Below are 23,245 nucleotides of genomic sequence, written 5' to 3' on the forward strand. Positions count from 1 at the left end.
ACCGGATTCAGCGGCTCCAGCGTCGCCCACAATTCGTCATCGATTTACGTCTTACCACGCCGCCATCGATATGACGTTCCTGGCGAGATTGTCCAGTTGATATTTGCGCCGCGTGCATACGATTATTTCTGGGAGGTGGAACGGGGGAAAGGTGTTTTCCTCGAGGAAACACTCAAAGGCCAATGACTGGCTATTGCAGCGGCCAGCAGGATGTAAGTTGTGAGAAAGTAATAGGTTAAAGAGTGCACTCGAATATTAAACAAACCTTCGAGGCAAAGAGGGGCGATGGTCAGGAAAGGGAAAGCCCTCAAAAATACACCTGTCCACCCAATTCCTTGCGACGAGAGAATCATAGACAAATAAAGGCAAACTGAAAAAACGCTAAAATCATACGACATCAATCTCGGGTTCAGCAGAATTAAAATTGCGAGAAAATAGAACAGCTCGCTTGCCGAACTGATCTGCGCAGAGCCTTGCTCATGCCGGTATCGAAGAATTGTCGAAGCTAGTATAACGAGAAGTACCAGAAAAATATGGAGAGCAAGGCCGATTTTCCCCATCCCAAGCTTGGAAAATACGCCAAAAATTGTGAGTCCTGCATCCCCATGCTGGATGATCTGATCGTAAATAGCACCCTCAAATCCTGCCCATAGTTGTGGGTAAAAGGCAGGCTGAATTATATAGATGCAGGCGACAGATAATAGTACCGCAACGAATGCGGACAACCGACGTCGCGGCAGAAAAAGATAAAGTAGGACATAAGCAAGAAAATAGGGTTTTATCGCTGAAAAAAATATGATCGCGAAGGCATGCGGTGTCAACGCGTAAATCGACCGGTTTTTGTACAGAAAATACGACAGTGACACGAGGAGCAGGTGTGCAAAGACGCTAATGTTTCCCGTCTGGATTGAGGCATAACCGGATCCTCCAATCAGAAAACCAAGAACCACGCAAGGAGCCAGACGATGATACGAAATTAGCGACTTAAGATTTACGCAAACGCAAAGGATTCCTGCTGCCGAGGCCAGAACCAGGAAAGCAAATACAGTTGAAAAATCGATAACAGAAAATGTCTTGAGAAAAATGGGGGGGTATACAAATGGAAAGTCACCCGATGCACACGCGTAAGGATTCGGAGAATACGAATAGCAAGTCAAACCTTTCTCGTATACATGGAAGTCCCAGAAAAATGAGCTGGCTTTTCCGGTGAATGCGAGAACCAATAAGCAGCATGCGACCGCAGATAAACTCCACAGAGACCACCCCTTGTCGTCGTTCACGCGCGCCACATCTTGCTTCAAGTACGCCCCCATCTCAATTGTGACCGTCAGATAACATCGCAGGTTGACGGTCAAACATTCGTCCACCTGAGCTTCCCCGCCCGACAGCACCGGAGTTCACGCGGGTATTGAACGTGAAGACGATCGGTTACTCGCGCATTCTCCGGGCAAACGTGAGGAACTTCGCGTGGCGTAGCCCATAAAGCGAACGTGCAAACGCTGCCTGCGGGTTCTTCAGAGGGTCGCGCGCGCTTTGGCGGGTCCAAAGGACAACCCTAGGCCATGGTTGTAGGTGGATCTGTACGCCAGCGCACTATGCTCGGCGAGGTAGATACGGAAACCCCGCTCGATTTTCGGGTGCTCTGTGCTGTAGCTGAGCTGACGCGATATCAGATCGCAAGCATCATGCTGAGGCCGGACAGTGCAATCACAGCAAGGCTCGCGCGATCCTTGAACGCGAACACGATCGGGTCGTCGTGCATCGTGCCACGAAACGCGCACATCCAGATCCGGCTCACCCAGAAGAGAGTGAGTGCGAATGTTGCCCACAACGCCTTCGGGTGAAGATATAGCGCCTTCATTTCCGGCGTGTTCAGATAAAGCGCGAGCACGAGCACGGCGAGGTATGCGGAAGCCGTGCCAAACGAGCGCAGGATCGAGATGTCCTGCGTAATATAGCCGCGCCCGGCGGCCTCCGTCTTGCCTTCCCGCAGGATCGTGTCGAGTTCGACATAGCGCTTGACCATGGCGAGTGAGAGGAAAATCGGGACGCAGAACAGGATCAGCCAGTACGAGAGCTGAATGTCTGTTGCCGCGCCACCGGCGATCACACGCACGGTGTACAGACACGCAAGCGTGAATACATCGACAAGCGTCATGCGCTTGAGCGCGAACGAGTAGGCGACGGTGGTAACAAAATAGGCGGCCATTACGACGCCGAACTCGCGCGGCAGGAGTGCCGCGAGGCCGCCACCGGCGGCGAGCAGTCCAACAGTGAGCACGATCCCGAATTTGAGCGATAGCTTGCCCGACGCGAACGGCCGGCTGCGCTTGCGCGCGTGCCGCCTGTCTGCGTCGAGGTCGAGCATGTCGTTAAGCAGGTAAACCGACGAAGCGGCCAAGCTGAACGACAGAAACGCGATGCAGGCGGCAGCGAGTGCGGAACGGTCGGTGAAACGGTGTGCGGTGAGAAGTGGCACGAAGATCAGCACATTCTTCACCCATTGATGCACGCGCATTTCCTTGAGCACGAGCGGAATCAGCCGGCGCTTTTGCTCGAAAAAGATGATCGCAGCATTTGTTTTGCGAGCTGCGGCAGCAATGTGCTTGTCACCCACCACGATCGCCTGGCGAGCCTGGCGCCATACCGGCAAATCCGCTCGAGCATCGCCGCAATAGTCGAAGCCGTGGTCGCCGAACTGCTCGACGAGCGCCCGCGCCTTGTTTTTGCCGAGCAGGTTGTTGCCGACCGTGCTCGCGAGCACACCGGTAAAGAGTCCGATGTGTGCGGCGATTTGAGAGGCGAGGCGCTGGTTTGTGGCCGTGCACAGATACAGATCGCGCCCGCTCGCCCGCTCGTCGCGCAGCCACGAGAGCAGCTCTGTGTTGTAAGGCAGCACGCCAACGTCGATGTTCACGCGCTGTGCGATCTGCTCCTTCAGATAGGCGCGCCCGCGCAGCGCCCAGGCGAAGCACAGGAAGATCGACAGCGGACTCTGCTTGACGAGCACGAAGAAGGCTTCAAACAACAGGTCGGTGCGCGTGAGCGTTCCGTCCAGGTCCACGCACAGCGGGACAGGGTGTGCAGCGGGCGTGGCCATGTTCATTCTCCGTGCCGGGACAGGAACAGGTGGACCGGTTGTTGGCGTGTTGGTCGTAGCGCAGCACAAGCGGCACTCGCGCGGTCCGGCAGAGCATCGTAACTATGGCCACGTGCAGGCTCTGTGCTGCAACGCACACGCGCTCAGGCAAACACGAAACGCTTGTCGAGGTGGTATTTCGTGACATAGCCGATCACCAGACCGAGTGCGCCACCAGCGAGGCGCGCGATTTCATCGTGAAAGAGCGCATCCGCGGCGAATTCAACCGCCCAGAAAACGACTGTCGTGCCGAGTCCCATGGCGACGTACAGCGTGAACGTGCGCACGCCGTGTGCGACGCTGCGGTGCTCGTAGCGGAATATCCAGGACTTGTCGAGAAGATATTTGACGACCAGCCCGACACCGGTTCCTATGCAGACCGAAATTGGCACCGCATAAACACCCTGGTACAGGTGGAACGCCAGGCTCTGGCTGCCCAGATTCGCGCCGATCGAAATGGCGGCGAACACCGCGTACCAGAAGACGAGGCGAGAGCGGCTCAGCGCGAGGCCTGTAGCCGGGCTGCTCATAGCGAAAGCCTCTTGAATACGAAGCTGGGTAGCGATCGGATCACGAGCATGATTTCCGCCCAGAACCACGGCGTATAGATCGAGTCCTTGCCGCGCTCCACGGCGCGCACGATATCCGTCGCCACGCGCTCGGGCGAGGCGACGAGCGGGCCGGGCAGCGCGAGTCCGGCTGTCATCGGCGTATTCACGAAACCCGGCTTGATCGTCAGGACTTTCACATTCGATTTGAAGAGCCGTGCGCGCAGCCCCTCACAGAACGTCGTCACTGCCGCCTTGGCGGTGCCGTAGACATAGTTCGAGGGGCGACCGCGGTCGCCCGCCACCGACGAGATGACGGCGATCGAACCGCTCTTCTGTGCCTCGAACACACCGGCGAGCAGTGTGAGCAGTGCGATTGTCGAGAGTGCGTTGACGGTGATTTCACGCACAGCGGCCTGGGGGTCGCGTTCGCACTCCGACTGGTCGGATAGCGTCCCGTGCGCGAGCAGAACGATGTCGATGCGGCCAAGCTCGGCCATGGCGGCGTCGAGCATCGGGGTGTGCTGTTCAAAATCGTTCACGTCGAGGACGAACGTGCCGACACGCCCCGCACCACGTACGCGCAGATCCTGTGCGACGGCTTCGAGACGCGTTGCATGGCGGCCGGCAAGCATGAAGTTCGCGCCGCCCTTGATCCATTCTCGAGCACAGGCCACGGCGATGGCGGAGGAACCGCCTACGATCAGGATGTTCTTGTCCATTAGTGGGTTGTCCGTTGCCAGAAGCGCGACATCAAGGCCGGGTCGCGCAGTTGTTCGAGCGCCTGCCACGCTGGATAGGCGGAGCGAAAATCCGGACCGCTCATGTGAGCATCCTTGGCCGGATACTGGCGGCCGCCCGCTTCGCGCACGATCGCGTCGAGTCGGGCGAAGAGCGTCGCGTTTCGCGTGTCGTGCTGGGGAAAGTCGAGTGCGAGCGAGATTCCCTGCATCGGGAACGAGAGCAGCCCCGGTGAGATGAGCGGGCCACAGCGTTTGAGGACTGCGAGGAATGAGCCTGCGTGCGTCGAGGCGATCGCGTCCAGGAACGCGTGCAATGCGTCGCGGGCCGTGCCGTCAGGCAGGACGAATTGATACTGCTGGAAGCCGCGCCGCCCATACAGGCGATTCCAGTCCCTTATGCTGTCTAGCGGGTAAAAGTAGCTCGCGCAATTGACCACGGCGGGGCCTGCCTTGCTCGCGGCCCGGCGGTAGTAGAACTCGTTGAAGAGCTTCAACGTGTAGCGATTCACGGGCGACCAGGGCGGGGCGAACGGCACGCTCCGCACGGGGCGTTGCGGCATATCGAAGCGCTGGTCGGTTGCATGGTCGGCGCTGACATAGATGCCGCGGCCAAGTGAGGTGCCGCGCCCCAAACAGTCGATCCATGCCACACCGTACTCATGCTGCGCGTCGTATTCCTGCGACAGTGCGAGAAATTCGTCGAGATTGCCGAACGGAATCGTCTGAGTGGCCAGGCGGCTCGATTCGACGGGCATCAGTTGCAGTTCGACCCACTCGACAATGCCCGTGAGGCCAAGCCCGCCGATCGTTGCGCGAAAGAACTTCTCGTTTTCCTCGGGTGCGCATTCGAGCGGTTCGCAATCGGAGCGCAGCAATGAAAAGCGTCGCACGTGTCGCCCGAAGGTGCCGCGCACATGGTGATTCTTGCCGTGGACGTCGTTGGCGACAGCGCCGCCGAGCGTGACAAATTGCGTGCCGGGCGTGACGGGCAACATCCAGCCGCGGGGTACCGCAAGCGCGAGCACCTCTCCGAGCGTGACACCCGCCTCGGCACGTACGACACCGGTCTTCCAGTCTGCTGCAATGAAACGGTTGAGGCCGCGCAGAGAGAGAACGTGATCGGTGGCGGCAAGGCAACTGTCTCCGTAGCTACGACCGTTGCCGAACGGCAACGTCGTACCGAAGCGCTCGGCCGCATCGCGCAGCGCCGTCTGTACGCTTTCACGCCAACCAGGCTCGCGGCCGGTTTGCGGTGCGTACGGGTAGTGGCCCCAGGAACTGAGCTTCGAGATGCTCATGACGTGCAGTTGCCTAACAATGGGTTGACAGTTAGCGCATGTTAGGCGGACGGCTCCGCGATTACCGTTCGCCGGAGCACAAAGCCCGCGTTCGTGCACCCGCGTGCACCGAGGTCCGCAGCGTGCTGGATTCTGGGCACTCCATCTGATCGAGATACGGGTCCGATGGAAAAACACTGGTCGGTGGCACTGAGCGCGCGGCGAGCGAGCTGCCCGGGCCACCGAGTCGTCGCGCGTTGTCGCTGTATCTGTATCACATCCGCGAATGCCGGTGCATTTAGTGGCGGAACGAGCCGACCATTTGTCGGAGGGATGTGGTGATGCAACTGGCAGCGGTCGAGCGTGGATTGTGGATCCGATCCCATGCTATCGATACGAGATTGAACAATGCCAGATCACCGTACGAGTGATCTACAAAAGCCGGTGGTTAGGTTTGGGCGCGTTCCGTCCGGCAGTGGACGCCGGTCCGTAGCGGTTTAGCGAAGGGTTAGCGAACTACGTCGTCCGCGCCGGCGACGCCATGCACCGCGACTACCGTGCCACCGTGTTTCGCAATCGCGCGCATTGCGTTCTTCACGCGACGCGCGAGTGGCACGACGGCGAATGCGAGCACCAGCAGCGCGGCGAGCACGATTAGCATTTGGCTTGTCGACAAAGGCTGTCCTTGACGCGTCGCGCCGATCGCGACAAGCAGCGGGAAATGTAGGAGATACAGAGGAAACGTGGTGTCACCGAGCTTGCGCGCGAACGCGACCACCCGGGCGCCGGGACGCAAGCTCGGCCCCGCGAGCGCTAACGCGGAAAAGAGCGCAACGAGCAAGCACACGAACAATAAGCAGCCGCTGATGAGCGACGCCTGGATGCGGCCGCGCGAGCTGCCAATCAGCAGGGAGATCGCATTGATCCCACGGTTCAGCGCGGGCGTCATTGTCCTGTAGGACACTGCTATCGCCAGTGCCGCCGCGAGGGAGATCGCGAGCGCGATGATCGCGTTGCGACGCGACGGCGTCGTCGCGAAACTATCATGGATCAACACACCCGCCAGCCAGAACGGCAGCATCGCGACCACGTTGGGCCCGTACAGAAGCGCGACCCCGACTGCGATCAGCATCGTGCGGCCGGTGCGGCGGCAAAAGAGAAGCGCACCCCAAATTGCGTAGAACCCCGCCTCGTAGCCGAGGCTCCAGAACGGCGAATTCGACAGCGGCGACACGTCGTGCCCCCACACCTCATTCAGGAGCAACACATTCGCCACCATGCGCAGCACCGGATGGTTCCCCTGCGCGCCCCAATTGTGGTTGTACCAGCCGGGCGCGACGGTCGATGAATACGTGTCGAGAGCGAGTGTGGCCACGAGCGCGAGCAACGTCACGGACAGGAGTCGCGTCGCACGGTCGACGAAGAAGCTGCGTGCGTCGAATTCGGTATCGGACGGCGAGAAGGAACGGATCGTATAGCCGCTCAGCACGAAGAAGCCGCCGACTGGGATGACCACCACGTGGGTCATGTCCCACCAGGTGTTCTGAAAATAGGACTGCGTAATGTGTCCGACCGCGACGGACATCGCAAGTGCGAAGCGCAGCAGATCAAGCGAAACGGAAGTGGCGGGTGCGAGGTGCACGCGAGGACGTGGACTGGAAGCTGGCATTCCCGGAGTCTCCCGATGACCGTGACCGGCGTCGCATGCTACGTCGTATGCCGGCGGGACCGGTCTGGCTGAATGCGCATGACGATGCCGTGAAAGCACGCGCCGCGCAGCCCATGCCGCGAACGCCGTGGATGCAGGGGACTGTAGAAGAGTGCACGCTGGCGGTATGTGGGATTCCGAACGCAGCGCCCAAAGCAGCGCGCACATTATTCCTGCAGCTGATCGCACGGCAGCCGACGAATCGTCTCGACGTCTCCAGGTGATTGGGGACGTTGGTTGTGCCTGCACCGGGCGCGGAGCAATTCTGAATTGCGTGAAATTACTTCGTTGCCCCTGAACAATTCGTTTCTCGTGCCGTCGGCGTCACGCGGGCAAGTCGGCGGCAATGAAACAGTTGAACAAGGCAGCGAGAATTAACGCACAAAGAAGCCGCAGCTTCCTGAGGATCATGCGCAGGCTGTGACCTGCGCCGCACAGCACGGCGTGCATCGCATCGCCGAGCGCTCCCTTTAGCCAGTTCCGGTCGAGCTTCACATCGGTCTTCATGTGGCCGATAGCTGGCTCGATCGCGCGGCGCCGTCTGATCATTGCGCGTAGTCCGCGTGTGATACCTCGGCGCAATCCCGGGTGGTAGATCTTCATGCCGTCGAAGGCGACACCCTTGTAGCCGCGGTCGACGATGGCCACTTCTGGTGTAGCGTGGCACAGGATTGCCGCCTGCTCCAGTGCTTCAGTCAGCGTGTGTCCATCGTACGGATTGCCAGCCATCGAACGCATGCCAACGAACAGACCTTCCTGGTGAGTCGTCGTGATCGAAACCTTTACGCCGAATTCTTAGGGTATGCGTGCTTTGCTCTTCGCGAGACATTCGACTTCCGGTGCGTGAAGCGCGTAGAGCTTGTTTTTGTCCTTCGGCTTCTGCGCCAGGATGCGCTTCGTGCGACCCATCAGTTCCAGCAGGGCAGCACGGCCTCAGTCTGCGACTTGGGCGACCTGCCACTCCACATCGCGCATGACCCGCCCAACGCGCGAACGCCGCGTCCGCAATGCCTTTCTCATGCGTTTGTACTGCTTCGCGTGAGCGTTCCCCCAATCAGGAATCCAAGGATCACGCACGGAGTCAGGCGCTGAAAAGGAATGAAGGTTTTGAGATTGCTGTAATAAGAATGCAAGCAATACCTGACGCCGACGCTAGAACAAGAAAAACAGAGAAAGTGGGTAAATCGATAGCGGAAGATATCTTCGGAAGACCGCGCCGGTATGCTCCGCTTTGTTCGCGATGCGCGCCGGAGGAAAGTTATCACGCGGCGTCGTGGGGCGCGGAAGGGTGTGGTCCATCATCTGGACCCATGCCTATTGCGGGACGGTCGTGTCCGTGGCGGCACGCTTCGGACGCGCCGCGAGCCAGCCGCGCGAGCGCGCGAGGAGCGCCCTGCGCACGGGGGTGTCGTAGTACCGGTCGGCGCACCATGTGAGCAGCACGATGCCGGGCAGCAGGATTACCGCGCTTACGCTGTACGGATGTTGCAGAAGATGGCTGCGATAGATGAGGTCCTGCGCGATGAACGCGAACGGCACATGGAGGACGTAAATGGCATACGAAATCGCTCCCGAAAAAGCAAAGAGCGGCAGCAGGCGTGCGGGTGGCTCTACCCGGCACGCCGCCCAGACGATTGCGGGAACGGCGACAAGCGCGATCAGCAGATCGGCCGAGGCGTGACTGAGCATCGGCCATGGCATGAAGAACAGGCCGATCGTCAGCGCGACGATGACAATCGCCAACATTGACCGGGGCCTGCACGCGGGGCGGTGGAACCGGTAGAGGAGCAGACCGGCGGAAAACGCGTAGCCGAGGCGTGCAAAGCCCGCGTAGAACCCTAGCCAGGTGGCGCCGTTTTCGAGGCCTGTGGTATAGGCCGCTACACCGAGGGAGACACCCGACACGCACATGACGAAGATGAGCAAGCGTGTCGTCAGGTGGCGAAAGAACAGGCCATACGCGAGGCTCGCGATCAGTTCGAAGAACAGCGACCACGCAGGAAAATTCAGCGGAAAGATAAAGTCGAATTTCACCGGATACGGGGAGAACGTCCGCAGGGGAGCGTGTGAGGGCATCATCAGCAAACTGGCCGGGACTGCAGACGCGATATCGCGCCAATCGGACGCGGGCAGCCGATACGCTAGGGCAACGATGCCGAGCACGAGGCCGGCACAGTAAAGTGGATACAGGCGGTACAGTCGCAGTACGAAATAGTGCTGCCAGCTCAATTCCCCCGACGAGAGCTTCCTGTCGTAAGCATTTGCAATGACGAATCCGCTCATGGCAAAAAAGAGGTCGACTGCCAGATGAGCGTGTGCGATGAGCGGCAGGTGGAACAGCGCGTGAAAGTGCAGGACGAAGACGATCATTGCCGCCGCGCCGCGTAAGCCGTCCAGCGTTGCGTATCTCGAGCCCGTGATCGATTGACCCATGGGGTTCCCCGGCAGTTTGTTATGGTGACTTGCGGTTGTGTAAGGTAAGGTAAGGAAAGGTGTGCGTAGGTGTGTTGACGTACATATCTAGCGAGTTCGGAATTGAGGGAATTCACCGGTTGCAACGATGCGGATTTCCGTTGTCGGTGACAGTGCCGTGGTGGCGGACAGCGCGCCGCCGATACTCGCGATGTTTCGCTGAGGTAAGACTTTTTGGTTCTGGGGCACCGAACCCGGAACCACTCGCTTTTTGGGGGGAAGCGCAATCCGGGATGCTGGCCACGGCAAGCTACTGCGGCCTTGATTTGCTTTGGAATTTCCCGCCTTTTGTACGCACCTGCGCGGCGTAAATCGCCGAGCTTCAGCTGACTTCGAATTTGCAACGGGAGAACAAGGCTTGGCGCGGGACCAATTCGAACAACTAGATCAACTGAAAACAGGGAGGATCTCAACTGAGCGCTTCCTTGCCGGCAGTGTCCTGAATGAGAGGCTCCTCATTCGATCCGGATACGTACCTCAGGAAAAGCGATTCGTGGCGTCGCAGAACGCGAGGCGAGCGAATTGCACGGCGATCGGTCAGTGCAGTGTATTTCTATCGTATCCGTGAGCGGAGCAGCTCACGTGGCGGAACAAGCCTGCCATTTGTCGGGACGCAGTCGACCGCGATTATGCCTATGACGAGGCCAGCTATGGATTTACGTAAGCCGACTGCATGGTAGAAATGGTCCTGGAGCAACGACCTGCGAACATCGCATCAATCGCTCCCGGGATCAAGAAAGATGGCACTTCGGATATACGAGAGCGCGACGGCGACGCTCATCGTCCGAGCGCTTGTGAGCGCGTTTTGCCGCCTGCTGCAGGATGTCCTTTCCGTGTCAAACTACTTGCAAAGCAGCAGCAGGCGCTCCTGGTCCGAGCACGGCCGGGCATTGACTTGCTCCGTGGCGCCGACGCGTTGCGGCGCGGCCGCTTGCATTGCGGCGCGATGCGCGAAACACGCCTTCAGACGTCGCTCAACGGGCTGATAGTATTGCCAGCCTTTGCCTAGGCCCGGCAGTTCGAGCTTCACCTGCTTCCACTTCGGATGGCCGTGCTCCTGCAGGTTGTCGAAGTTCGCGCAGAGTGAATCGGCAAAGTGCCTCAGGTTGCCGACCGTATCGCGCAGGTTGTAATCATAGGTGACGAGAAAAGCCTTGACCGACCACGTCGGCACATCTTCTTTCAGCCAGTTCGGGTAGCTCGACACGTGGATCGTCGCGGGATAGTAGGTTTGCTTTGCGCGCGCCGTCTCTGGCGCGTTCGGATCGACGCGCAGGAAGCGGATCTGCTGCAGCAGCTCGGGGTTCATGTCGGTAAAGAGCTTCGCGGGTTGCCCAGCGACGATGATCGCCACATCGATCTTCTTGACGATGAGCGCGGCAAGCGCGTCTTCGTTGCTCAGATGCTGCGCGTTCTGCTCGGGAATTGGCTGGCCGAACATGAGGCGGTACAACGTCGTCGCCGACTGCGCGGTGCCGCTGCCGATCAGGCCGACGCTGATTACCTTGTCCTTGATCTCGTTAATCGTCTTCATCGGCGAGTCGTTACGGACGACGAAGTAAATCTCCTCGTCATAGAGCGGCATGATGAGCCGCAGCGGGCGAATCAACGTGCCAGCCTCCTCGTTGCCGGAGTTGGCCACATCCACGTAGGCCTGATAGACGTCGGACTGCACGAGCGCGAGTTTCACGCCAGGCTCGAAGCGCATGCGCTGCACGTTTTCCGCGGAGCCTTTCGATGGAATCACTTCGAGATCGATGCCGGCTGGCTGCGCTACCCATTTCGCCAGATCCTGGCCGATCTGAATGTAAGTGCCGCGCTCTGGGCCGGTCACGATCTTGTAGTTCGCGTCTGCCGCGGCGGCGAGCGCGAGCGTCGAAAAGAGCAGGGCAATCAGCGCCGCCAGTCCCGCGAGTATCGTTTTCAGCATGGTCTCTCTCCCGCCTTGGTCACGTTGTACAGCAGACTTCGATATATTCTGGAATCCTTTTCAATGCATCGCCTCGGAGGGTGGAGCGTGCTTCCACCCAAGTTGGAGAATCGCGCGCTCCTGTGCATCGACGCCGTTGTCGTTGCTGGCCGGACCGGCGGTGCCCGCGGTGGATTGATGCGCAGCGGCCGGCGTAACGCTCGCATTCGCCCTGCCGAGGTCCGGTGGATGTCCGTTCGCTGATGTGCCGGTCGCGCTCGGCAGCGGGGGAGGAGGCGCGACCGTTGTCGGGTCGGTCGATGCGGCCGACCCAGCCGTGCCCCAATCTCGCGAAGACGGCAGCGGTACGGTGCTTGCGTCGCGCGGCAGCGGCACGGCCGCATCCGATTGCACCGCGCCGTTCGGCGACCAGCCCGTCGCCAGGATGGCGCGCTCCAATAACGATTGCGCGTGCAGGCTGCTCGAATCGATCGCGAGCGCCTCCGATGCGTGTTGCTGCACGCAGCCCCAGGCACGTTGCGCGGCACATTGGTCCGCGCTTTGCAACGCGTCGTCGCGGCGTCGCGCACGCGCGGCGATGTCGTCCGCGTCCTGGAAGCGCGGAATCGCGTCCGGTTTCGGCGTGGTGGATTGCGGCCCCGTGCCGGCGGTCGGGGGCATCACGTTGGTCTGTTCATGAGGTAAGTAGGGCGAGCCCGAAGCGCCCGATGTGTAGGTGCTATGAGCGTCGAGCGCGCTTTCTTGCTTGTGCCGTTCGCCGAACAGCAGAAACGCTGCACACGCGATCGCGAGAATGAGCGAGACGAGCAAAAGCCTTTTCGTGAAGCGCTGCCGACCCGTGGGCCGGAGCAGCCGCTCATACTCGAGTTGATAGTGGTGCAGATAGTCGGCCTGCACCGATGGGCGAATAGATGCAGGCGCACCGGCAGGCGATAGCTTCGCGACGGCAGGCATAGGCGTTGCCATGGGACCAACGGCTCTTGACGCGGCTTTCGGAAGCGCGCGCGCAGCCGTATCCAGCGGACGATCCTCGCCGCAGTATGGGCAGGAATCGATGTGCTGGTAGAGCACCCCACCACAGAGCTCGCATGGCGTGGGGAAACTCTGGTCACGAGTCATCTGAGCGGACATGCTGTCGTTCCACCGTCATGGCGACGCCATTTCGGCATGTTCAGGATCGTCGTTGAAGCGATCGGCGAGGCCTCGCGGAACCCACGACCTGCATGCGCAGGAAAGCGGCGATGCCTGACTGGGCGCAGCCGCTTGAAAAATCATATGAGTGATTTTCCATTCATACGTCAATTGCCAGTGTTGCCTACCGCACATATGCGTTGCTGCCCGCCGCCTCAAAGCCGGCAAGCCCGCGCGCGTGTCGAAAAGCACGGGCAGAGCTGACGCCCGAGGCAGTCTGCGAAGCCCTGAATCCCACGGAACTTAGTCCGACGCGCGGCTGTTTCGACAACGAAGCCGGTCTGGACAACGGCCCGTGAACGCGTGCGGCCGCAGTTTGGGGTTCGCCAACAACCCACGCGAGCGCCTAAGGGGGGTGATAAATCGGCCCTGAACCCAGGTGCTGTGTTACCGAGCGCCATCGACGCATTACTCTGGCCCTTTAATTGATTGGCGGGTCATCGGCACAGGGTTCGGGATTTCCCCAGGAGGCGTCTCGGATGGCTCGGCGCGCGAGCGCGCCTGCTAGATACAGCCGCTTCCAGATTCAAGCGTGTCCTTGTCGAGCCAAGCCTCATAGCAGCCTATCGCGTTGTTTCAATTGAAAAATATTGTGATATGGCACTCAAATAAGGCAACCAGTAAGTTCTACTTCGATGGCAAAGGTGGTTCCACGGTTGAATGAATCTCAACGGCGACTTCCCATTCCGCCCTTCTTGAATTTGTCACTCCTCGTCCATATAATTAGCACTCACCGCATGAGAGTGCTAACAACTCTGGTGGTAACAACATCTCTGGCTGGCGGTTGCCGGCAGCCAGGTTTTCTTGAGTCTCTTCAAGTCCCAATCAACAGAGGAAATCCATGAACCTTCGTCCTTTGCATGATCGCGTGATCGTCAAGCGCCTGGATCAAGAAACCAAGACCGCTTCGGGCATCGTGATCCCGGACGCAGCGGCAGAAAAGCCGGATCAAGGCGAAGTCCTGGCCATCGGCCCGGGCAAGCGCGACGACAAGGGCGCCCTGATCGCGCTCGACGTGAAGGTCGGCGATCGCGTCCTGTTCGGCAAGTACGCTGGCCAGACCGTCAAGGTCGATGGCAACGAACTGCTCGTGATGCGTGAAGAAGACATCATGGCCGTGGTGAACAAGTAAGTTCATTCCACCGCTCACTATTCAAGAATCCAAGGAGTTAGAAGATGGCAGCTAAAGACGTCGTGTTCGGCGATTCCGCCCGTTCCAAGATGGTTGAAGGCGTGAACATTCTCGCCAACGCAGTGAAGGTCACGCTGGGTCCGAAGGGCCGCAACGTGGTGCTCGAGCGCTCGTTCGGCGGCCCGACGGTCACAAAGGACGGTGTCTCGGTCGCAAAGGAAATCGAGCTCAAGGACAAGCTCCAGAACATGGGCGCGCAAATGGTCAAGGAAGTGGCTTCCAAGACCAGCGACAACGCCGGTGACGGCACGACGACGGCTACGGTTCTGGCCCAGTCGATCGTCCGCGAAGGCATGAAGTACGTCGCATCGGGCATGAACCCGATGGACCTGAAGCGCGGCATCGACAAGGCCGTCGCAGCAGCGATCGAAGAGCTGCGCAAGGTCAGCAAGCCCTGCACGACCAACAAGGAAATCGCGCAAGTCGGCTCGATCTCGGCAAACAGCGACACGTCGATCGGCGACCGTATCGCTGAAGCGATGGACAAGGTTGGCAAGGAAGGCGTCATCACCGTCGAAGACGGCAAGTCGTTGCAAGACGAGCTGGAAGTCGTCGAAGGTATGCAATTCGACCGCGGCTACCTCTCGCCGTACTTCATCAACAACCCGGACAAGCAAGTCGCCGTGCTGGAAAGCCCGTTCGTCCTGCTGTTCGATAAGAAGATCTCGAACATCCGTGATCTGCTGCCGGTTCTGGAACAAGTCGCGAAGGCGGGCCGTCCGCTGCTGATCATCGCTGAAGACGTCGAAGGCGAAGCGCTCGCCACGCTGGTCGTCAACAACATCCGCGGCATCCTGAAGACTGTTGCTGTCAAGGCTCCGGGCTTCGGCGACCGTCGCAAGGCCATGCTGGAAGACATCGCGATCCTGACCGGCGGTCAAGTCATCGCTGAAGAAACCGGCCTCACGCTCGAAAAGGCAACGCTGGCCGAACTCGGTCAAGCGAAGCGCATCGAAGTGGGCAAGGAAAACACGACGATCATCGACGGCGCTGGCGAAGGCACGAACATCGAAGCGCGCGTAAAGCAAATCCGCACGCAAATCGAAGAAGCGACCTCGGACTACGACCGTGAAAAGCTGCAAGAACGCGTTGCCAAGCTGGCAGGCGGTGTTGCAGTGATCAAGGTTGGCGCTGCGACCGAAATCGAAATGAAGGAAAAGAAGGCACGCGTGGAAGACGCGCTGCACGCAACCCGCGCTGCCGTTGAAGAAGGCATCGTCCCGGGCGGCGGCGTTGCGCTGATCCGTGCACGCACGGCAATCGCCAGCGTGAAGGGCGCCAATGCAGACCAGGACGCCGGTATCAAGATCGTCCTGCGCGCAATGGAAGAGCCGCTGCGCCAGATCGTCACGAACGGCGGCGAAGAAGCATCGGTCGTCGTGGCAGCGGTTGCTGCTGGTCAGGGCAACTACGGCTACAACGCAGCCACCGGCGAGTACGGCGACCTGGTGGAAGCCGGCGTGGTCGACCCGACGAAGGTCACGCGCACCGCACTGCAAAACGCAGCTTCGGTTGCTGGCCTGCTCCTGACGACGGACGCTGCTGTTGCTGAAGTGCCGAAGGAAGATGCTCCGATGGGCGGCGGCATGCCCGGCGGCATGGGCGGCATGGGCATGGACATGTAATTGCGATCCGGAGTTGGTGCTTCAGCGCCTACTCCGGTCCCATGCAGAGCCAGGCTTCTGCCGTAATTACATCGACGTGCAGGGAACGCGCCGTGAGGCGTGTTCCTTGGCCGGAAAGGAAAAGAACCGCAGCGATGCGGTTTTTTTTCGTCCGTACGGTTTGCGCGGCTGGCCTCCGGGCAGAAGGCCAAGCCGCAGTCTTATTGCTTCGCTTCGCCGGGCGAGGCTTCGTCCGCGTCCGTGTCGTTGCTCCGCGCCCAGAAGAACCGATCGGGCAGCCACGCGCCCATGCCCGGCCTGAATGCGCTCTGCACGGCCTGATATAGATACTCCTGCGCTTCGCGCACGGCCTCGGGCGGCTCCTGGCCGTTCGCGAGCAGCGCGGCGATGGCGGCGCCGAGCGTGTCGGTCAGGCCCATCATCGGCTGCGTGGAGCGGTCCCACAGGTCCTGGCGCAGCTGGCCGTCTTCGCAATATAACGTGTTGACCACGCGATGCGTGCCGGTTTCCATCGCGAGGATGTACTCGCAGCCCGTGGCGAGCAGGTGCGCAATGGCAGCGTCGACGCTGGGTGCTTCCGCGTCGCCGTCCGGCTGTGCGAGCGCGATCAGCGTGGCGGAGTCGGCCACGAGCAGCGTGGTTTGCGGCACGAGCAGGTCGGCCATGGCTTCGCGCAGCTCGTCGGCGGCGAGCACGTGCTCGTCGTCGAGCGTGAAGTCAGGGGCGAGGATGAGCGGCAAGTCGTCGTAATCGGCGACCACTTCGGCGATCGCGCTCACGACCTCGGCGCGCGCGCCCGCGCCCACCTTGAATGCCGCGATGGGCATGTCTTCGAGCAGCATGCGCGCCTGGGTGGCGACGGTTTCCGGATCGAGGCCGGTCACTTCGTCGCAGCCCGCGGAGTCGCGCACGGTGTAGCCGGTCAGCGCGGTGACGCCGTGGCAACCCATGCTGGCGAGCGTGAGCAGGTCGGCTTGGAGTCCGCTGCCGCCGGTCGGGTCGGAAAGGCCGAAGGTGAGGACGATGGGAGGGGTGTCGCTGGGCATGAACGTGGCGAGATGAATTGGACTTCGGGCGCGGCGTACCGCGCCGTCATAAGAGAATGCTTTAATTATGCGGCTTATCGACGAATCCGGGGGACGGATGACCCCGGCGCGCGGGAGGATTTTTTCGTGCTGCACGAGTTGCGCGCGGCAACGCATTCCGTTTGACCCCGTGCAGGCCAGATTTCCTCTTGCTAGGCATGGAAACGGCAACAAGGTACCATCATGGCTTTCGTTCCCCTGATTTTTTTCCGACTGGTTTCGGACTTTTCGACGCGGCATAAGAATGGAATATAGAAGCTGGATGTGCCTGATCTGCGGCTGGATTTACGATGAAGAAGCCGGTTTGCCAGATGAAGGCATTGCCCCCGGCACGCGCTGGGAGGATGTCCCGATCAACTGGACCTGCCCCGAGTGCGGCGCGCGCAAGGAAGACTTCGAGATGGTCCAGATTTGAGCGCGTTGCTCAGGTAGCTCACGGTGTCGCAACGGCTGGCACCGTATTTGCGCTTGCCGTCGCGCTTGTCGACGCTATCGTCGGACGCTGTTGTCGATATCGCCCGCCTGGTCGGCCCGCTAATGTTTTCGGCGCTGCCCTATGAGTCATCCTTCAAGCTCTGATGTGCGGTTCGAAGCGTTGCCCAATCCGCGCGGCGGCACGGTGCCGTTCGCGCACGGCGCGCTCGCCCAGGCGCTTGCCGCGCTCGAAGAGCAGCGTGACGTCGCCCGTCCGCTGCGCCAGGCTGCCCGCACGCTGCACGACGCCGGCTGGCTTGCCGCTGCGCGCTTTGCCGATACGCTGCTGCTCGCTTCCCCGCTCGCGCTTGCCGCGCCGGTGGCCGTAGCGCCGCCGGGCTTGCCCGCGCGGCCGCTCCATACGCTCGAGGAAGCGCAGGACGCTGAAATCCGCACCTTGTTTAACGAGGCGCTCGAAGATCTCGTCGCCGCGCTGGAACGCCGCAATTTGCGTGAGCTGGCGTGCTCGCCCGCGCTTTTCGCGCGGCAGCACGCGCTTGTGGCGGCGCTCGCGCAGCACATGCCGGGCGTTGCGCTCGCCTACGAGGACGTGGCGCTTGAGGGCCGGCCGCTCGCGCCCGCTTCGCTGCATCCGCAGTCGGCGCAGCGCTTTGGCCAGGTGCGGGCTCGCTTTGAGCAAGCGCTCCTGCATGCGCTGAAATCACAGGCCGGCAACGGCAGCCGAGCGGCCAACGCGCTCGCGCTCGCGGCGTTCGACGAAATGGACGCCTGCATGGCCGAACTATCGAGTCCGGATCCCTACGACTTTTGGCGTCTTGCTGCTGCGTGCGGACGCGCGCTGCGGCGCGGCGTGGGGTCGTGGGGCGACGAGGGCGTGCGGCGTCTTTACGCGCGCTGCAATCTGCTGATCGGCGAGCACGCGCGCGGTCTGCGCTTCGCGCCACAAACGCTTGTGCGCTCGACGCTGGCGTTGCTATGGCGCGACTACGCGCTCTTCGGGGCCGCCGCGGAAGACACCGCCGATGTCGATCTGCTGCATGACTACGGCTTGACCGTGGAATGGCACATTGCCGGCACACAAGCCTCGGAAGCGCTGTGGGAAGCCGGCAGTGTGCAAGCCGGCGCGCTCGCGGCACGCGTGGCGCCCACGCGCGAGCTGGGCGCGCTGGTCGTGAACGGCAACGCGTATGAAGATTTTCTGCAGACCGCCGATGCGGCGATGATCGCGCTCGGCATGCACTCGCGCGCGCTGACGTTGCGCGGCGCAGGCGCGAGCCCGGAGCCCGCCGACGCGCTGGTCGCGGCCGAAGCGGCGTACCGCATCGGCGCGGCGGCCTGGGCGCTCGGGCTCGGGCACGTCGGCCAGCTCGCGGACGCGTTGGGCCTCGCCTGGCGGCGCACGGCACACGCGGCAACGCTCGCAGTGCACGAGGCGCACGGCGCGCCATCGGTTCAGCCGCCCGGCGCCGAGGCGATCGAGCACGCCAGCGAAGCGCTGCGTGCCATGCTGCACAAGGTTGCAGCGGGCGTCGCGCAGCCCGACGCCACACCCGCGGTGCGTGCGCTCGGGGCGGCGATCGTCAGCGGCGTGGCGCAAACCGCAGTGCAATCCGCGGTGCAATCGATCGCGCACTGAATGCACCGGGCGGGTGGATCAGCGGCGTGTGCCTTGCTCTCGCAGGCACCGGGCATCGGCCTTGCGCACCCGGCCGATTGCCTTGCAAGGGCACAGCACGCGCGTGTTAGAGTGAGCCATTCCCTGCAATGCGCAACGCGTAGCGGCTGGCAAAGTGCGAGGCAGCCATCGGGCGCCCGACCTCCGGCCTGGCAGCGCGCCGCCATTGCGCATCGTCTTTGCTAGAATTCAAACCATGTCCAAGAGTACCGATCGCATCAATCTGACCAACCAGTTCCTGATCGCCATGCCAAACATGGCGGACCCCACGTTTTCAGGAACGGTGGTCTACCTTTGCGATCATTCGGAGCGCGGCGCGCTCGGTCTCGTCATCAACCGGCCTACCGACATCGATCTCGAAGCGCTCTTTTCCCGCATCGACCTCAAGCTCGAAATCGAGCCGCTCCTGCATGTGCCCGTCTATTTCGGCGGCCCGGTGCAGACCGAGCGCGGTTTCGTGCTGCACGCGCCCGCCGAGGGCACGAGCTATACGTCTTCGATGTCGGTGCCGGGCGGGCTCGAGATGACCACGTCGAAGGACGTGCTCGAAGCCGTTGCCAACGGCAGCGGCCCCGAGCGCTTCCTCCTCACGCTTGGCCACGCCGGCTGGGGCGCGGGTCAGCTCGAGGACGAAATCTCGAAGAACGGCTGGCTCACGGTCGAGGCCGATCCGAAGATCGTCTTCGACGTGCCCGCCGAAGAGCGCTTCGAGGCGGCGCTCGCGCTGCTCGGCATTTCCTCGACGATGCTGTCGGGCGAGGCGGGCCACGCATGAGCGTGGCCGCTGGGCGAGGGGCCGGCGAGGCCACCTTGCTTGCTTTCGATTACGGCGAAAAGCGCATCGGCGTGGCGCTCGGCAATGCGCTCACGCGCAGCGCCAGGGCGCTCACCGTCATTCCAAACAAGAGTCGCGACTACCGTTTCGAAGCGATAGGCGAGTTGCTGCGCGAGTGGCAACCCGATCTGCTCGTGGTCGGCTTGCCGTGCCATCCAGACGGCACGCCGCACTTCATGACGCAGCACGCAAAGCGCTTTGGCAACCAGCTCAACGGCCGCTTCGGTCTGAGGGTGGTGTGGGTGGACGAGCGCTATTCGTCCGTCGACGCCGAAGTGCGGCTACGCGAGCGCGGCGAACGCGTCGAACATGTCGACGCCGAAGCGGCCTCCGTGATTCTCCAGCAGTACCTCGACGAACTCCCGCTCTGACCTGCCCACGAGTTACCCGATGATCACTCCCGACGCTGAAGCGCTGTATTTTGCCCTTCTCGACGAGATCCGCGCGGCGTATCACGCCGATGCGTTCGGCGCGCCTGGCGGCGTGGCGATCGTCGGTATCCATAGCGGCGGCGCGTGGATCGCCGAGCGCCTCGCGCAGGACGTTGGCGCGCTCGAATGGGGCGTGCTCAACGTTGCGCTGCACCGCGACGACTATGCGAAGAAGGGCTTGCACAGCAAGGCGAGCCCAACGGCGCTGCCCTTCGCGGTGGAAGGCCGCCACATTCTGCTCGTCGACGACGTGCTGTACACCGGGCGCACCGTGCGCGCCGCGCTCAACGAACTCTACGACTACGGTCGCCCGGCTTCCGTCGAACTCGCGGTGCTCGCCGAGCGCGGCGGGCGCGAGCTGCCGGTGTCCGCGCGTTTCACCGGCGGCGCGGTGAGCGTCGATGCGCGCGAAACGCTTGTGCTCGCACACAGCACCGACGGCCGCTTCGCCTTTCACGTCGAGCCGGGAAGCGGCGCCTGACACGCGCATCGAGCGCATCGAATCAATTCGGCGGCAACGACGCCAGACGCACCGGCACGCACGCTGGCCATACGCCGCCTATCACACCCAGGATTCACGCGATGAACACACAGCCCACGCCCGCCGCGTCCACAGCGGACGACAAGCGTTTTCGCTACGGCTTCCTCAAGGGCAATCCGCAGCTCACGAAGAACGGTGAACTCAAGCACCTGCTGTCGATCGAGGGCCTGTCGCGCGCGATCCTTACGCACGTTCTCGACACCGCCACGCAGTTCGTGAGCGTGACCGACCGCGACGTGAAGAAGGTGCCGCTGTTGCGCGGCAAGTCGGTGTTCAACCTGTTCTTCGAGAACTCCACGCGCACGCGCACCACATTCGAGATCGCGGCCAAGCGTCTTTCGGCGGATGTGCTCAACCTGAACATCAACGCTTCATCGACGAGCAAGGGCGAGTCGCTGCTCGACACCATCGGCAATCTTTCGGCGATGCACGCCGACATGTTCGTCGTGCGTCACGCGTCGAGCGGCGCGCCGTACCTGATCGCCGAGCACTGCGCGCCGCACGTGCACGTGATCAACGCCGGCGACGGCCGCCACGCGCACCCGACGCAAGGCCTGCTCGACATGTACACGATCCGTCACTACAAGCGCGACTTCACGAACCTGCGCGTGGCGATCGTGGGCGACATCCTGCATTCGCGTGTGGCGCGCTCGGACATCCACGCGCTCACCACGCTCGGCGTGCCAGAAGTGCGCGCCATCGGCCCGCGCACGCTGTTGCCGGGCGGCCTCGAACAGATGGGTGTGCGCGTGTTTCATAACCTCGATGAAGGCCTGAAGGACGTCGACGTCGTCATCATGCTGCGCCTGCAGAACGAGCGCATGAGCGGCGCGCTGCTGCCCTCTGCGCAGGAGTATTTCAAGAGCTGGGGCTTGACGCCTGAGCGCCTCGCGCTCGCCGCGCCCGACGCGATCGTCATGCATCCGGGGCCGATGAATCGCGGCGTGGAGATCGACTCGCAGGTTGCCGACGGTCCGCAGTCGGTGATCCTCGACCAGGTGAGCTTTGGCATTGCGGTGCGCATGGCGGTGATGGGCATCGTCGCCGGTAACAACGACTGAAGCGGCGAGAACGACAAGGGCAGCAGATGAAGATCCATATTCAAGGCGGCACGCTGATCGATCCGGCGGCCGGAACCGAACAGCAGCAGGACGTGTACATCGAAGCGGGCAAGATCGCTGCGCTTGGCGCGGCGCCCACGGGCTTCCAGGCAGATAGAACGCTCGATGCACGCGGCCTCGTGGTCGCGCCCGGTCTCGTCGACCTGAGCGCGCGCCTGCGCGAGCCGGGCTACGAGCACAAGGCCACGCTCGACTCGGAGATGAACGCGGCGCTCGCGGGCGGCGTGACGAGCCTCGTGTGCCCGCCGGACACCGACCCTGTGCTCGACGAGGCCGGCCTCGTCGAGATGCTCAAGCACCGTGCGGGCAAACTCGCGCGTGCGCATGTGCATCCGCTAGGCGCGCTCACCGTGGGCCTGAAAGGGCAGGTGATCACCGAGATGGTGTCGCTGACCGAGGCGGGCTGCATCGGCTTCACGCAGGCCGACACGCCGGTCGCCGATACCCAGGTCCTGCTGCGCGCGCTGCAGTACGCGAGCACCTATGGCTACGCCGTGTGGCTGCGGCCGCAGGACGCGTATCTCTCGAAGGGCGGCGTGGCCGCGAGCGGCGCGCTGGCTTCGCGCCTCGGCCTCTCCGGCGTGCCGGTGAGCGCGGAGACGATCGCGCTACATACGCTTTTCGAACTGATGCGAGTGACGGGTGCGCGTGTGCACGTGCAGCATCTTTCGTCGGCGGCGGCCGTGGCGCTCATGCGCGCGGCGAAGGCCGAGGGCCTGCCCGTGACCTGCGACGTGACGGCCAATCACCTGCATCTGATCGACATGGACATCGGCTATTTCGACGCGCAGTTCCGGCTCGACCCGCCGCTGCGACAGCAGCGCGACCGCGAGGCGATACGCGCAGGTCTCGCCGACGGCACGATCGACGCGATCTGCTCGCAGCACACGCCCGTGGACGACGACGAGAAGTTGCTGCCCTTCGCCGAAGCGACGCCAGGCGCGACGGGCCTCGAGCTACTCCTCTCGCTCACCGTGAAGTGGGCGCAGGAAGCGCGCGTGCCGCTCGCGAAGGCGCTCGCTCATGTGACGTCGGCGCCGGCTGCCGTGATGCAGCGTGACGCGGGCCGGCTCTCCGTGGGCGCGAACGCGGACCTCAGCGTGTTCGATCCCTATGCGCACTGGCGTGTCGAGCCGCGTGTGCTCAAGAGTCAGGGGCACAACACGCCGTTCCTCGGCTACGAACTGCCCGCCGTGGTGCGCGCCACGCTCGTAGCGGGCCGTGTGGGTTTCGAGCGCGGGTTCGATTGAGTTGCGAACGCGCGTGACAGATTTGTGTCATGCGCGTCTGCTAGGAT

At 62.1% G+C, this 23,245-nt stretch carries 19 protein-coding genes and 1 pseudogene; 9 read left to right on the top strand and 11 right to left on the bottom strand.

Annotated features, from left to right (window positions below; all coding sequences use genetic code 11):
* Nucleotides 1-122 precede the first annotated feature (122 nt).
* The 10 genes and pseudogenes from M3I54_RS19755 to M3I54_RS19800 all read right to left on the bottom strand — a co-directional run bounded on the left by M3I54_RS19755 (nucleotide 123) and on the right by M3I54_RS19800 (nucleotide 12,783).
* Complete coding sequence (locus M3I54_RS19755; RefSeq protein WP_254338843.1) at nucleotides 123-1,355, bottom strand: hypothetical protein; 1,233 nt, start codon at nucleotides 1,353-1,355, stop codon at nucleotides 123-125.
* Between the two features lie 314 nt (nucleotides 1,356-1,669).
* The gene (locus tag M3I54_RS19760) at nucleotides 1,670-3,100 is read right to left on the bottom strand and encodes a UbiA family prenyltransferase (protein WP_254338845.1); all 1,431 of its coding nucleotides are present in this window, start codon (nucleotides 3,098-3,100) and stop codon (nucleotides 1,670-1,672) included.
* 143 nt (nucleotides 3,101-3,243) lie between these two features.
* On the bottom strand, nucleotides 3,244-3,669 hold the full coding sequence (locus M3I54_RS19765) for a GtrA family protein (RefSeq protein WP_254338847.1): 426 nt from the start codon (nucleotides 3,667-3,669) through the stop codon (nucleotides 3,244-3,246).
* Nucleotides 3,666-4,409, bottom strand: coding sequence for an SDR family oxidoreductase (locus tag M3I54_RS19770; RefSeq protein WP_254338849.1), 744 nt, complete (start codon nucleotides 4,407-4,409; stop codon nucleotides 3,666-3,668). The genes M3I54_RS19765 and M3I54_RS19770 overlap by 4 nt, the downstream gene beginning before the upstream one ends.
* Nucleotides 4,409-5,728, bottom strand: coding sequence for an FAD-binding oxidoreductase (locus M3I54_RS19775; protein ID WP_254338851.1), 1,320 nt, complete (start codon nucleotides 5,726-5,728; stop codon nucleotides 4,409-4,411). Before M3I54_RS19775 ends, M3I54_RS19770 begins: the two co-directional genes overlap by 1 nt.
* A gap of 487 nt (nucleotides 5,729-6,215) precedes the next feature.
* Nucleotides 6,216-7,583, bottom strand: a complete 1,368-nt coding sequence (locus tag M3I54_RS19780) for an acyltransferase family protein (protein ID WP_375542168.1) — start codon at nucleotides 7,581-7,583, stop codon at nucleotides 6,216-6,218.
* Between the two features lie 156 nt (nucleotides 7,584-7,739).
* Nucleotides 7,740-8,459, bottom strand: a pseudogene (locus M3I54_RS19785) (IS5/IS1182 family transposase); the annotation flags it as partial.
* Nucleotides 8,460-8,729: 270 nt separating this feature from the next.
* Nucleotides 8,730-9,848, bottom strand: coding sequence for an acyltransferase (locus tag M3I54_RS19790; protein ID WP_254338855.1), 1,119 nt, complete (start codon nucleotides 9,846-9,848; stop codon nucleotides 8,730-8,732).
* Between the two features lie 880 nt (nucleotides 9,849-10,728).
* The gene (locus M3I54_RS19795; protein WP_254338857.1) at nucleotides 10,729-11,817 is read right to left on the bottom strand and encodes a TAXI family TRAP transporter solute-binding subunit; all 1,089 of its coding nucleotides are present in this window, start codon (nucleotides 11,815-11,817) and stop codon (nucleotides 10,729-10,731) included.
* 60 nt (nucleotides 11,818-11,877) lie between these two features.
* Entirely contained in the window at nucleotides 11,878-12,783 is a 906-nt protein-coding gene (locus M3I54_RS19800; RefSeq protein WP_254338859.1) for a hypothetical protein, read from the bottom strand.
* Nucleotides 12,784-13,849: 1,066 nt separating this feature from the next.
* Here M3I54_RS19800 and groES point away from each other — a divergent pair.
* Together groES and groL are read left to right on the top strand one after the other, a co-directional pair.
* Nucleotides 13,850-14,140, top strand: a complete 291-nt coding sequence (gene groES, locus M3I54_RS19805) for a co-chaperone GroES (protein ID WP_028202123.1) — start codon at nucleotides 13,850-13,852, stop codon at nucleotides 14,138-14,140.
* A gap of 44 nt (nucleotides 14,141-14,184) precedes the next feature.
* Nucleotides 14,185-15,825 carry a chaperonin GroEL gene (gene groL / locus M3I54_RS19810; protein WP_254338861.1) on the top strand — a complete coding sequence of 547 codons (1,641 nt, stop codon included), beginning with the start codon at nucleotides 14,185-14,187 and terminating at the stop codon, nucleotides 15,823-15,825.
* Nucleotides 15,826-16,025: 200 nt separating this feature from the next.
* Here the strand turns inward: groL and M3I54_RS19815 are convergent, their stop codons facing one another.
* Nucleotides 16,026-16,871 (bottom strand): hydroxymethylpyrimidine/phosphomethylpyrimidine kinase, encoded by an 846-nt coding sequence (locus M3I54_RS19815; RefSeq protein WP_254338863.1) that lies wholly within the window; start codon nucleotides 16,869-16,871, stop codon nucleotides 16,026-16,028.
* 283 nt (nucleotides 16,872-17,154) lie between these two features.
* Between M3I54_RS19815 and M3I54_RS19820 the strand changes: the two genes are divergently transcribed.
* The 7 genes from M3I54_RS19820 (at nucleotide 17,155) to M3I54_RS19850 (ending at nucleotide 23,198) form a co-directional block, all read left to right on the top strand.
* On the top strand, nucleotides 17,155-17,325 hold the full coding sequence (locus tag M3I54_RS19820) for a rubredoxin (RefSeq protein WP_008342674.1): 171 nt from the start codon (nucleotides 17,155-17,157) through the stop codon (nucleotides 17,323-17,325).
* Between the two features lie 141 nt (nucleotides 17,326-17,466).
* A complete protein-coding gene (locus M3I54_RS19825; RefSeq protein WP_254338865.1) occupies nucleotides 17,467-18,981 on the top strand; it encodes a hypothetical protein in 1,515 nt (504 codons plus the stop codon).
* Nucleotides 18,982-19,216: 235 nt separating this feature from the next.
* Nucleotides 19,217-19,795, top strand: coding sequence for a YqgE/AlgH family protein (locus tag M3I54_RS19830; RefSeq protein WP_028202127.1), 579 nt, complete (start codon nucleotides 19,217-19,219; stop codon nucleotides 19,793-19,795).
* A complete protein-coding gene (gene ruvX / locus M3I54_RS19835; protein WP_254338867.1) occupies nucleotides 19,792-20,226 on the top strand; it encodes a Holliday junction resolvase RuvX in 435 nt (144 codons plus the stop codon). Before M3I54_RS19830 ends, ruvX begins: the two co-directional genes overlap by 4 nt.
* Before the next feature lie 19 nt (nucleotides 20,227-20,245).
* Complete coding sequence (pyrR, locus tag M3I54_RS19840) at nucleotides 20,246-20,767, top strand: bifunctional pyr operon transcriptional regulator/uracil phosphoribosyltransferase PyrR (RefSeq protein ID WP_254338870.1); 522 nt, start codon at nucleotides 20,246-20,248, stop codon at nucleotides 20,765-20,767.
* Nucleotides 20,768-20,868: 101 nt separating this feature from the next.
* Nucleotides 20,869-21,888: an aspartate carbamoyltransferase catalytic subunit gene (locus M3I54_RS19845; protein ID WP_254338872.1), complete on the top strand. Its 1,020-nt coding sequence runs from the start codon at nucleotides 20,869-20,871 to the stop codon at nucleotides 21,886-21,888.
* Between the two features lie 26 nt (nucleotides 21,889-21,914).
* Nucleotides 21,915-23,198: a dihydroorotase gene (locus M3I54_RS19850; RefSeq protein ID WP_254338874.1), complete on the top strand. Its 1,284-nt coding sequence runs from the start codon at nucleotides 21,915-21,917 to the stop codon at nucleotides 23,196-23,198.
* Nucleotides 23,199-23,245: the final 47 nt, after the last annotated feature.

The organism is Paraburkholderia sp. CNPSo 3274 (assembly GCF_024206475.1).
GTDB lineage: Bacteria > Pseudomonadota > Gammaproteobacteria > Burkholderiales > Burkholderiaceae > Paraburkholderia.